The organism is Gilliamella sp. LMG 34360 (assembly GCF_984568995.1).
On sequence record NZ_OZ474900.1, the window covers coordinates 706,318 to 718,802 of the forward strand.

Genomic DNA, 12,485 nt, shown 5'->3' on the forward strand with positions numbered 1-12,485 from the left:
AAGGAGTAATTACAAATGAAAGAAAAATTTTTAGTTTATAAGCTATCTGAAACTGTCAAAAATACCAGTAAGATTCAATCACAATTATTTGAAAAATTTAATGTAAAACGTGGATTACGCAATGCCGATCACACTGGCGTCCTAGTCGGCTTAACTAAAATTGGTGATGTATTGGGTTATCAACATTTGGATGATGGCACATTAGAACCAATACCAGGGAAATTATTATATCGAGGCATAGATATTGAAGATCTGGTTCACAATGCTCAAGAAGAACAACGCACAGGTTTTGAAGAAACCATCTATCTACTTTTATCAGGACGGTTACCGGATGCAGAAGAACTCTGTGACTTTTCTAGATTACTTGGTGAATCAATGGCATTGGAAAAACAGACAAAGATAGCTATTATGGAGCTCGAAGGCCACGATATAATGAATATTTTGGCCAGAACGGTTCTAGAAATGTACACTTATGATTCACAAGCGGATGATACCTCGCGTGATAATCTTATGCGTCAATCTATCGACCTTATTGCTAAATTCCCTGCAATTATTGCTTATGCTTACAATATGTTGAGCCATAGTGCTAAAGGTAAATCATTGCACATTCGCCATCCTCATGAACATTTTTCAATAGCAGAAAACTTTTTATATATGATGAAAGGCTCGGATGGATATACTGAACTAGATGTGCGTGTGCTTGATTTAGCTATGATTATTCATGCTGAACATGGCGGTGGTAATAATTCAACATTTACCGTTCGTGTCACGAGTTCAACAGGTACTGATACCTATTCATCAATTGCAGCAGGTATTGGCTCATTAAAAGGACCGTTACATGGCGGCGCTAATTTGCAAGTTGGTAAAATGTTAAAACATCTCGCAGAACAAATAAAAAACTGGGCGGATGTAAACGAAATTGACAACTATCTACAGCGAATATTGAATAAAGAAGTATTCGATAAAAAAGGGTTGATTTATGGTATCGGCCATGCAGTTTATACTGTATCGGATCCTCGAGCCGTATTACTTAAAGAGATGGCACATGAACTAGCAAAAGAAAAAGGACGAGAAAAAGAATATAACTTCTTAAATCTGCTTGAAGAAAGGGCAATTAATGCTGTTGTTAATCGAAAAAATGCCAGAACAAAAAAACTAGTATGTGCCAATGTTGATTTTTATTCAGGCTTTGTTTATGACATGATTGGTTTACCTAGAGAAGTTTATACACCACTATTTGCTATGTCTCGAATCGTTGGATGGTGTGCACATCGAATTGAAGAACTTAATTTTGATGATCGACGCATAATTCGACCAGCCTATAAAAATATTGGTGAGCTTATGCCGTTTATTCCATTAAAAGATCGTTAAAATAATCATCCGTCAGTTTGACTCTGACGGTTTGCACAAAAGCTTATTTTATTAAAAAAAGCATGGTGATTTAAAGCAATAGTTTGTAGACTATCCCACATTGTCGGTTTTTGATTCTGTATTATATAAATGAATCTTTTAAAATCTTTAGCTACAGTAAGTTCCATGACCATGGTATCTCGTGTATTAGGTTTTGTGCGTGATGCTATCATTGCTCGCTTTTTTGGTGCCGGTATGGCTACCGATGCCTTTTTTGTTGCCTTTAAACTCCCTAATTTATTGCGGCGTATTTTTGCTGAGGGCGCATTTTCACAAGCCTTTGTACCAATTTTAGCTGAATATAAGAATCAACAAGGAATAGAAGCAACGCGGACTTTTGTTGCTTATGTTGCTGGTTTATTAACTTTAGTATTAGCCATTGTTACCTTAATTGGCGTAGTGTGTGCTCCTTTTATTATTATGATAACCGCGCCTGGATTTATGCAAGAATCGAGTGATAAATTTGATCTTGCCACAACGATGTTGCGTATTACCTTTCCTTATATCTTTTTTATTTCACTTGCATCATTGGTTGGAGCGATATTAAATACTTGGAATCGTTTTTCTGTCCCAGCTTTTGTTCCAACCTTGTTAAATATTAGCATGATTACGTTTACGCTATTTTTGACACCTTACTTTAATCCACCAGTATTAGCACTCGCGGCATCAGTTGGGGTAGGAGGCATTTTACAATTACTTTATCAGCTTCCTTATTTAAAAAAAATTGGAATGTTGGTTTTACCAAGAATTAACTTTAAAGATAGTGGCGTTTGGCGAGTATTAAAACAGATGGCACCTGCTATTTTAGGGGTATCAGTTGGACAAATTTCTTTAATTATTAATACAATTTTTGCTTCATTTCTTATTTCTGGTTCTGTATCGTGGATGTATTATGCCGACCGACTTATGGAATTTCCTGCTGGCGTACTAGGGGTTGCACTGGGCACTATTCTATTACCTTCACTATCCAAAAGCTTTTCTAAAGGTGATTATAAACAATATTCAGAGTTGCTAGATTGGGGATTGCGGCTCTGTTTTCTTTTAGCATTACCAAGTACTGTCGCTTTAGGTGTTATATCTCGTCCACTTATATCAACCTTATTTGAATATGGGCAATTTACCTTAAATGACGCCTTGATGACTCAGCGAGCATTGGTTGCTTATTCTGTTGGTTTACTTGGCATGATTTTGATTAAAGTATTAGCCCCTGCTTTTTATTCACGACAAGATATTAAAACTCCCGTCAAAATTGCAATTGTTACCTTAATTTTAACGCAACTGATGAACCTTGTTTTTATTGGGCCATTACAGCATGCAGGACTTTCACTCTCAATTGGTCTTGCGGCTTGTTTCAATGCAGCGTTATTATTCTGGCAATTACGCAGAAAACAACTATATCAACCACAGCCAGGATGGTATAGCTTTTTAGCTAAAGTAATTATTGCTGTTATTTTAATGTCTGTTGTTTTATGGTTTGGCGCGCAACTATTACCTGATTGGTCAACTGGATCGATGTTAATGCGTATTGGAAGACTACTGGTGTTAGTCATAGCTGGTATTATTATTTATTTTGCATCATTAATCGCAATGGGCTTTAAGATAAAACATTTTATTAAACGTATTGATTGATAACAATTATTACAGTTAACAAAATTTTGTCAAAAAGTTTCAGGTTAACATAACGTTTCAGTAAAAAATGTAATCAAATTAGAGATTAGGTCTGATATTTCAACATTAATGAATAATTAGACATTTATGATTTTAGAATTAATTTTTATTTTCTTATAAATATCTAATTTAATTATCATGGACCGATACAATTATCGGTCCAGCTATTTATGAAAACAATCGATTAAAATTATTTTTAAATTGATAATATTATATTGTTCAATCAAATAGATAGGTTTAAATAATTCCTATTCTTTTTACAAGAATGAACGATATGGCAATTCTGGTTCATCAGTAAAGATATCTCTAAATCCTCGATAATGCTGATAATGCATTTTATGTTGATCAGTAGGATATGTATATTTACCCCCAACTTGCCAGAAAAATGGTCTAAATTGATATTCAAGACGATCTTTTTTCATTTCCCAAAGAACTTCAATTTCACGAGGATCACTTTGGAAATTTGACCATATATCATGATGGAATGGAATCACCACTTTGGTATTAAGCGATTCAGCCGCACGTAAAATGTCTGACGAAGTCATTTTATCGGTAACGCCACGAGGATTTTCGCCATAAGAAAGTAAAGCCACATCAATTTTATAATCATTACCATGTTTGGCGTAGTAGTTAGAGTAATGGGAATCTCCTGAATGGTAAAGTGATCCTCCTGAAGTTTCAAATAAATAGTTAACCGCACGATCATTCATACCGTCTAGAATCGATTTATCGGTAGAAGATACACCTTTTGGTAACGTAACCAGTGATGTTCTATCAAAAGAATCTAAAACGCGAATTGTAATATCACCTACTTCAATTGTTTCGCCAACTTTAGCAACGATACAACGATCTTCTGGAACTCCCCAACTTTTCCACAATTCAACACAAGCTTTTGGACCAATGAATTTAACTTTTGGAGAGCAATTTTGAATTACAGCAGCAGCGACGTTGACATCAATATGATCGGCATGATCATGGGTTGCCATTACTGCATCAATTTCCTTAATCGCAAATGGATCTAATACAAATGGACTGGTTCTTAAATTAGGTTGCAATTCACGAACGCCACCCATGCGCATCATTTGATGCTGTTTGTTCATTAATGGGTTAGCATGTGTTTTTTTTCCTGTACCGCACCAAAAATCGACAGAGATATTAGTATTACCTGCTGATTTTAACCAAATCCCGGTACAAGCTAACCACCACATGGTGAAAGTATTTGGTTTCACAACGGTGTTTTCAATCTCTTCATTTAACCAAGTTCCCCATTCAGGAAAAGTGTTCAAAATCCAAGAATCTCGGGTAATTTCATTTACTTTACTCATACTATGTTCCTTTTTTTATTTAATAGTTAGACTAATATCACTTCAACTCCTTGCTTTTTAATGCATTCAATTACTTCCTTATTTGCTTGCGCCCCAGTAATCAAAATATCAATTTTATTTACTGGGCAAAAAAGCATGCCAGAGTTTGCTTTGGTATCGATCTTTGAGCTATCAACCACTACGACTAATTTTTCTGCTTTTTCTAATATCTGTTGTTCAGCAACAGCACTTAAAATTTCACTTTTATAAAGACCTGTTGATGTTAATGTTTTTCCACTGGTAAACATCCATTTTGCGGCATAAGAATCGGTGATACTTGCAATAGGATTGAGTATGATATTTTGTGTTTTATTATATAATCCACCCATAATGATCACATTTTCATGGTCATGTTCAATCAAATAACACGCTAAAGGAAAATAATTAGTGATGATTGATACCTTTTTCCCACAAAGTTCTCGCCCTAATAAAAATGCCGTTGAACCACAATTAATCACTATATTTTCATCGCTACCGCATAACTTAGCTGCTCGAATCGCAATCCGTGCCTTTTCGTGATAGTGATCAGTATTGTTATTACCTATTGGGACCCAAATTGGTTTCTGTTCTTCAAGACGTATAATGCCATTACGTACTTTTTTGACACGACCATCTTGATCTAATTTTGTGATATCTCTTCGAGCAGTAGCGGGTGATATTGAAAAATGACTGATTAATTCGGTCACTTTTAATTCACCTTTCTCGTTAACCAAAGCGACGATCTCGTTATGTCGCGTTAATTCATTCATTAAAATCCCTTATTTCAATTTGAGCATTTTTGATTATTTTGATAATAATTTTCATTATTGAAATTGTCAATTATCTTATTGTTTTTATTTGTCAATATTCATTTAATTTATTGATAATTATAAATATAGGTTTAAATTGATGTAGTTTTTTTTCATTATTATGTGAAGTTGATCACAGATATGGTTTCTGATTTTAAAGAAAAGTGATCTTCATCAAAATAATCACAAATAATCATTGTGTGATTTATTTTGATTATAGAATATAACAAGCGTTAATCAAGCAATCTTAATTTGATTAACAAAGTATAGGGTTAATTTAGCTCAAAGATTCACTCGACAGTGAACAACTATATAAAAAGGGCATTAGGATAAGTTTTATTATCGCTTTGTAAGCACGATATAAACTTCAAATTTAAAAAAGCCCATAACCAATGAGAGGGGCATATGGAAGTAATCTATAACGTATTTTATATTTTTTATAGTCAAGTCATGACTAAAGCACCATTGTTACTCGGCTTAGTAACAATGTTAGGTTATTGTCTTTTACGCAAAGATATCACTACAATTTTGAAAGGAACAATCAAAACCATTGTTGGTTTTATGTTGTTACAAGTTGGTTCTGGTGTACTGGTTTCAACATTTAGGCCAGTGATTGCCAAATTGGCTGAGTATCACGGTATTAATGGATCGATTATTGATGTTTATGCTTCTATGATGACTGTAGAACATAATATGGGTGATAAATATTCTTGGGTAGGCTATGCCGTATTACTCGCATTGGCTATCAATATCCTTTTGGTCATTTTTCGCCGTATCACAGGTATTCGCACCATTATGCTAACAGGTCATATTATGTTCCAACAAGTGGGATTAATTGCCCTGTTTTATTTTCTGTTTGGTTACAGTATGTGGGAAACAATAATCTACTCCGCCATTATTACTGCATTATATTGGGGAATATTTTCTAATATGATGTTTAAATCTACAGAAGCTGTTACTGGAGGAGCGGGTTTTTCAATTGGTCATCAACAACAATTGGGGTCTTGGATCGCTGTTAAATTAGCACCTAAATTGGGCGATAAAAATGACTCAGTTGATAATCTTAAATTACCTAAATGGTTACATATTTTTCACGATAGTATCGCTGCAACAGCGATTGTGATGACATTCTTTTTTGGCATCATCCTTCTTTCATTTGGTTTGGATAATTTGCAAACCATGGCAGGGTCAACCCATTGGACAATTTACATTTTAGAAACAGGTCTTAAATTCGCTGTCGCAATACAAGTCATCGTCGGTGGGGTCAGAATGTTTGTGGCTGAATTGTCTGAAGCGTTTAAAGGTATTTCTGAAAAATTAATTCCTAATGCCGTATTAGCCATTGATTGTGCTGCAATTTATGCTTTTTCACCAAATGCAATGGTATTTGGTTTTATTTGGGGGGCATTAGGACAATTTTTAGCAATTGCCTTGTTACTTATATTTAAATCACCAATTATGATCATTCCTGGTTTTATACCAATGTTTTTCTCTAACGCAACAATTGGGGTATTTGCTAATCACTTTGGTGGTTGGAAAGCCGTTATGAAAATCTGTTTTGTTATGGGAATGATTGAGGTATTTGGTTCAGCTTGGGTCATTCATATCTTTGCAAAAAATGGCACTCCAATTGACTCTTGGATGGGGATGGCTGACTGGGCGATATTATTCCCACCTATTATACAAGGTTTATCTTACTCCCACTTATTTATCTATCTGATTATTGCATTGGCTTTAGTGTATATGTTCTTTGCCGCTAAACAATTACGCCAAGAGGAAGCAAACGCAAAAATTGAACCAGAACAAAATAATATTCATCAAGATGTTAATGAAAACGTTGTTGAAAAAATGGATGAAGTGGCAATAAGCGAAGGGCGAGCAGTAAGAATCTTAGCTGTGTGTGGGAGCGGACAAGGCTCTTCTATGATGATGAAAATGAAAATAGCTAATTATTTAGATAAGAAAGGCATTGCTAATGTCATGGATTCTTGCGCGGTGACAGATTACAAATCACGGTTACCTAATATTGACATTATTGTGGCGTCTAAACATTTAATTAACGAGATTGAAGTTAATGAAGGACAACATGCTTTAGGTGTCCAAAACATGTTAAATCCAAATACATTTGGTGAAGAACTTATTGAACTTATTAAAAAAGTGCTTGCTTAATAACGAATTGATTAAAAAAGGAGTACAACAATGGCATTGAAAGAATCATTAATTGAAAATAACTCTATTTTACTAAAAGCGGATGCATCAACTTGGCAAGAGGCGATCAAATTAGGTACAGATATGCTTGTTGCTTCCAAAGCGATTAACCCTTCTTATTATGATGCGATTATTAACTGTGTAAAAACAATGGGGCCTTACATTATTATTGCACCAAATTTTGCGATGCCTCATGCCAGACCGGAAGATGGTGTAAATCGCACTGCTTTTGCTTTAGTGACATTAAATTCTCCAGTCTATTTTGAAGGTGAAGAGCAACCTGTTGATGTGTTAGTTACCTTAGCGGGCAGTACCTCAGATGAGCATATGCAAGGCTTAATGGAAGTCACGCAAATATTAGATGACGAAGACAGCCCAACAGGTATCGATCTTGATAAGTTGAGAGCATGTAATAGCAAAGAAGATGTTTATGCTGTTATTGATAAGGCTTTATTAGGAGACTAATTTTATGTATCAAGCATTAAAAGAAAGAGTATTACAGGCTAACTTAACCTTACCTAAATACCATTTAGTCACTTTTACTTGGGGTAATGTTTCTGAAATCGACCGCGCTAAAGGTGTTATTGCTATCAAACCTTCAGGTGTTGAATACAATAACATGAAAATTGACGATATTGTGGTCGTGTCATTAACGGGTGAAATTATTGAGGGTAAATTAAATCCGTCTAGTGATACTGCAACCCATATAGAACTTTATAAAGCCTTTGAAAATATTGGTGGTATTGTTCATACACATTCTCGCTACGCAACAGTTTGGGCGCAAGCTGAATTAGATGTTCCAGCTTTGGGTACGACTCATGCCGACTATTTTTATGGTGATGTACCTTGTACTCGTCGTTTAACTGATAGCGAAATCAATACTGATTACGAAAAAAACACTGGTTTGGTCATCATTGAAGAGTTTAAACGAAGAGGTATTGATCCTACAGCGATGCCGGCAGCTGTTATTTCTGGACACGCTCCATTTTGTTGGGGAAAAAACGCTTCGGATGCTGTACATAATGCTGTGGTTCTTGAAGAAGTAGCCATGATGGCCATATCAACCAGACAACTTAATAAAACAATTAAAATTCAACAAACTTTATCTGATAAACACTATTTTCGTAAGCATGGAGCAAATGCTTATTACGGACAAAAATAGTATTTATAAGGGAGAAATAAAATGACAAAACCAAAATTACAAATTGCATTAGATCAAACAGAATTAGAGTCAGCTTTAGCGGTAGCCAAGAACGTAGCTGGATTTGTAGATATTATTGAAGTTGGAACCATTCTTGCCTTTGGCGCAGGTATTAATGGCGTAAAAACTTTAAGAGAAAAGTATCCAAACCATATTTTGGTTTGTGATTTAAAAACCACTGATGGGGGGGCTATTTTAGCAAAAATGGCTTTTTCGGCAGGTGCTGATTGGTTAACTGTTTCAGCTGCCGCTCACATTGCAACAATTGAAGCTTGTAAAAAAGTGGCTGATGAATTTGGGCGTGAAATTCAAATCGAACTTTATGGACGTTGGACTTTTGATGATGCAAAAGCATGGCGAAAACTGGGTATCAAACAGGCAATTTATCATCGATCTCGTGATGCTGAATTAGCTGGTGTTGGTTGGGGTGAAGAAGATTTAACTAAAATGCGACAACTTTCTGATTTAGGTTTGGAACTATCAATAACAGGCGGTATTGTCCCTGAAGATATTCATCTGTTTGCGGGTATTAAAACGAAAGCTTTTATTGCTGGACGAGCTTTAGCCAATGAAAATGGTCAAAAAACTGCTCAAGACTTAAGAGAGCAGATTGCTAAATATTGGTAGGGGTGCGCACTAACAGTCGGGAAATCGGCTGTTAGTTTTTTTACCTTAATATTATCGGATCTAAATTATGACAAATAATACAATCAATATAACCAGACAAACTCCATGTATGGGTATTTATGAAAAGGCACTACCTAATACACTTTCTTGGCAACAAAAAATGCTAGAGGCAAAATCTTTAGGATTTGATTTTATCGAACTTTCTATTGATGAGTCTGATGAACGTCAAGCTAGGCTTGATTGGTCTGATGAAGAAATCTATACATTGCGTCATCTATGTGAAGAAAATGGCGTTTTTTTTCACTCAATATGTCTTAGTGCACATCGCAAATATCCGTTTGGTTCTGCTGATGCAACGATCAGAGAACACGCTAAAAGTATTATGTGTAAGGCTATTACCCTTGCTTATAAACTTGGTGTTAGAGTGATTCAACTTGCTGGGTATGATGTTTATTATGAGCCAGCTAACTTACAAACCCATCAACGCTTTATTGCCGGTATGCAATGGTGTGCAAAACAGGCAGAAAAAGCAGGTGTTATGTTAGCTGTTGAAATTATGGATACTAACTATCTAAATTCACTGAGTAAGTTTGAAATTTTAAAAGCCGAGATAAATTCACCTTATTTTATGGCCTATCCTGATGTGGGAAACATATCCGGTTGGAATTATGATGTTAGTACTGAGCTATTGTTAAGCCGTAACCATATTGTTCAAATTCATTTGAAAGATACCTATAAAGTAAAACCTAATTATGCAGGACAGTTTAGAGATTTGGTGATTGGTGAGGGTGAAGTTGATTTTTCAGCAGTATTTAGAACACTTAAATCTATTGATTATTGTGCGCCATTAGTGATTGAAATGTGGGCAAAAGATAATCAGTGGAGAGAAAATATTATTACTGCCCAACAACGTTTAAAATCCATTGCTGGTCAAGCCGATTTTCCACTCTTTAACGCTTAGATTGAAGCATACAAATAAATTCTTATCTTATAATTTGCTTCATCATACTTTAAATGATGAAGCATTAATCCTGTTTTACATAATAATTCGTCGAAAAATAGCGCTGCTTATTAAGGTAATCATCTAAAAAATATAATGTATTATACTAATTATCAATAATATAAGTTCTGATGATCATTGTTGATTAAAAAAGTCTTTGGTATTATTGTCAACATATTTTAGCTCAATATGACCTTTTAATGGCTCAATAGGACATTGCCGTTGAGTTTAATTTTTGTTGTTATCAAATTGTTTTTTTAAAAAGAGAGAATTGACTGATTTTGAGTATCAAAATGGAAAAATTAGCTTTTTTTAAGCTACCTTTTATTTTTATTGTACTATTTTTTTTCTGTAGTGCTTTTATTTCTATTATTAAATTTGGTATTACCTTTATATCAACTTTTCATGATTATAAATTCTTATGGGGTATATTATATAAACTTGCTCCATATCAATTACTACGTTCAATCCCTGAATGTTTATTGTTATTCGGTATCTCAGCGATCAGTTTATATCGAGTTAATGTTCATCGAGTGACATTTAAAAATATTACATTGTTAATTTGTAATGTCATTATTGTTTGTACAATTAGCTATTTTATCAATGCGATAGCTGAAGCTATTTTTGATAATGTATTAATCAACATGATTAATGTGGCTTCATGGTTATTTATTTTAGTCTTATGTATTATCCCCAGCTGTCTATTTTACTTATTTGCAGGATTATTTACCTATTTCTATATCAAAGTATTAAATAACCATTTTGATAAAAATAAACAGACTTTCGAACTGACTATAATCAACAGTACTAAAATTCATTTTATTTTGTTTTTAGTATTTTTCTTTTTTATTTTAATTGCTTTTCCTTCTTTTATTTTAGATGTCTTAGTACACAACAGTTACTATTTTATTTCATTTGGGAAGCATATTTTCTTACCAATTTTTTGTTATTTATTTAGTTTATTAGTTGTTATTTTGGTTAGTAAAAATATGTTTACCCAAATATTTGTTGTATTACAAACGGATAGAATAATTAAGTGTGCCGTCTCCTTAAATATCATTATTTTTATTTTAAATTTTATTTTATGGAGAGTGGCCAATTGGTTAATTAATCATGCGTTATTACAAAATACAGCCCTAACATCCATAGTGATCATATTGTTAGGCTCTACATCATTTATTCTATCATGCTTAATGATTCGAAAATTAACTAAATATTATTTTTATCCATCAGTTAAATATCAGATTAATTTATAGTATTTGTTTTAACTTTTGTTGTTGTTTTAAGAATGTATATATCTCTTGTTGTGATTTTAGTGTTCTAATATTTTGTAACATCTCAGATGCTTCTACATAATAGTGCCTTAAATAAGTAAGCCATTGTTTAATGCGAGCAGAATGATAAAGCGGTTTTACATCATCAATAGAAGAACTTGCATAGCGGATTAAAATTTCCAATACTTGCGGCCAACTTAAGGCTGGTTGTTTGTTGCGGATCATATTGGCTAGATTGGGGATAGTTAAAATCCCACGTCCCAACATAATGTCTTGCGTTTGACTTTGAGCAATGCATGTTTGTGCATCTTCAATAGAGAAAATTTCACCATTGGCAATTACAGGAATTGTTAGGTTTTGTTTGATTTTTGCTATTGTTTGCCAATCAATTTTATCCGCTTTATAGCCATCCTCTTTGGTTCTGCCATGAATTGCAATTTCATTAGCTCCAGCACATTCAATTGCATTGGCGATTTCATAGCAATGAGATTTATCTGACCAACCTAAGCGAATCTTAACGGATAATATTTCCGAGCGACCAATAGCTTGTCGAACTTGACTAACGATATTAAAAATTTGTTCAGGATATTGTAATAAATAAGCTCCTCCTTGACTGCCAACTACGGTTTTAGCGGGGCAACCAAAATTAATATCAATACCAAATGAACCAAGTTCAATCGCTTTTACTGCATTTTCTGCCATCCATTGTGGTGATTGACCAAGAATTTGCACTCGAATAGGGGTACCTGAAGTAGTCTTGCCTCCATTATGGAGTTCTGGACAAAGGCGATAAAAGGTGCGATTGGATAATTGATGATGCGTGACTCGCACAAATTCTGTTACACAATAATCAAATTGATTAATCTCAGTTAGAATTTGTCTCACTTGATAATCAAGTACCCCCTCCATTGGAGCTAAAATAATTCGGTTATTTTGTTTCATACT

Annotated in this window: 11 protein-coding genes; 8 read left to right on the forward strand and 3 right to left on the reverse strand. The window is 34.1% G+C overall.

Going from position 1 to position 12,485, the window contains the following annotated elements:
• Positions 1 to 15 precede the first annotated feature (15 nt).
• Together AC5LW9_RS03225 and murJ are read left to right on the forward strand one after the other, a co-directional pair.
• A complete protein-coding gene (locus AC5LW9_RS03225) occupies positions 16 to 1,371 on the forward strand; it encodes a citrate/2-methylcitrate synthase (protein ID WP_198228891.1) in 1,356 nt (451 codons plus the stop codon).
• 129 nt (positions 1,372 to 1,500) lie between these two features.
• Entirely contained in the window at positions 1,501 to 3,039 is a 1,539-nt protein-coding gene (gene murJ / locus AC5LW9_RS03230; RefSeq protein ID WP_086326531.1) for a murein biosynthesis integral membrane protein MurJ, read from the forward strand.
• Between the two features lie 296 nt (positions 3,040 to 3,335).
• Here murJ and ulaG read toward each other — a convergent pair whose 3' ends face one another.
• Positions 3,336 to 4,403, reverse strand: a complete 1,068-nt coding sequence (gene ulaG, locus AC5LW9_RS03235) for an L-ascorbate 6-phosphate lactonase (RefSeq protein WP_039128071.1) — start codon at positions 4,401 to 4,403, stop codon at positions 3,336 to 3,338.
• A gap of 26 nt (positions 4,404 to 4,429) precedes the next feature.
• Positions 4,430 to 5,191: an HTH-type transcriptional regulator UlaR gene (gene ulaR, locus AC5LW9_RS03240; protein WP_198228889.1), complete on the reverse strand. Its 762-nt coding sequence runs from the start codon at positions 5,189 to 5,191 to the stop codon at positions 4,430 to 4,432.
• 489 nt (positions 5,192 to 5,680) lie between these two features.
• Between ulaR and AC5LW9_RS03245 the strand changes: the two genes are divergently transcribed.
• The 6 genes from AC5LW9_RS03245 to AC5LW9_RS03270 all read left to right on the forward strand — a co-directional run bounded on the left by AC5LW9_RS03245 (position 5,681) and on the right by AC5LW9_RS03270 (position 11,522).
• Positions 5,681 to 7,399, forward strand: coding sequence for a PTS ascorbate-specific subunit IIBC (locus tag AC5LW9_RS03245; RefSeq protein ID WP_493456587.1), 1,719 nt, complete (start codon positions 5,681 to 5,683; stop codon positions 7,397 to 7,399).
• A 30-nt stretch (positions 7,400 to 7,429) separates the two neighbouring features.
• Entirely contained in the window at positions 7,430 to 7,903 is a 474-nt protein-coding gene (locus AC5LW9_RS03250) for a PTS sugar transporter subunit IIA (protein ID WP_039128080.1), read from the forward strand.
• A gap of 4 nt (positions 7,904 to 7,907) precedes the next feature.
• Complete coding sequence (locus tag AC5LW9_RS03255; RefSeq protein WP_086308816.1) at positions 7,908 to 8,600, forward strand: L-ribulose-5-phosphate 4-epimerase; 693 nt, start codon at positions 7,908 to 7,910, stop codon at positions 8,598 to 8,600.
• A 21-nt stretch (positions 8,601 to 8,621) separates the two neighbouring features.
• Positions 8,622 to 9,266: a 3-keto-L-gulonate-6-phosphate decarboxylase UlaD gene (locus AC5LW9_RS03260; RefSeq protein ID WP_493456321.1), complete on the forward strand. Its 645-nt coding sequence runs from the start codon at positions 8,622 to 8,624 to the stop codon at positions 9,264 to 9,266.
• Between the two features lie 67 nt (positions 9,267 to 9,333).
• Positions 9,334 to 10,227: an L-ribulose-5-phosphate 3-epimerase gene (locus AC5LW9_RS03265; protein WP_198228886.1), complete on the forward strand. Its 894-nt coding sequence runs from the start codon at positions 9,334 to 9,336 to the stop codon at positions 10,225 to 10,227.
• Positions 10,228 to 10,559: 332 nt separating this feature from the next.
• Positions 10,560 to 11,522: a hypothetical protein gene (locus AC5LW9_RS03270; RefSeq protein WP_198228885.1), complete on the forward strand. Its 963-nt coding sequence runs from the start codon at positions 10,560 to 10,562 to the stop codon at positions 11,520 to 11,522.
• Here the strand turns inward: AC5LW9_RS03270 and dusC are convergent.
• Complete coding sequence (dusC, locus tag AC5LW9_RS03275) at positions 11,517 to 12,482, reverse strand: tRNA dihydrouridine(16) synthase DusC (RefSeq protein WP_198228884.1); 966 nt, start codon at positions 12,480 to 12,482, stop codon at positions 11,517 to 11,519. The genes AC5LW9_RS03270 and dusC overlap by 6 nt on opposite strands.
• Positions 12,483 to 12,485 lie beyond the last annotated feature (3 nt).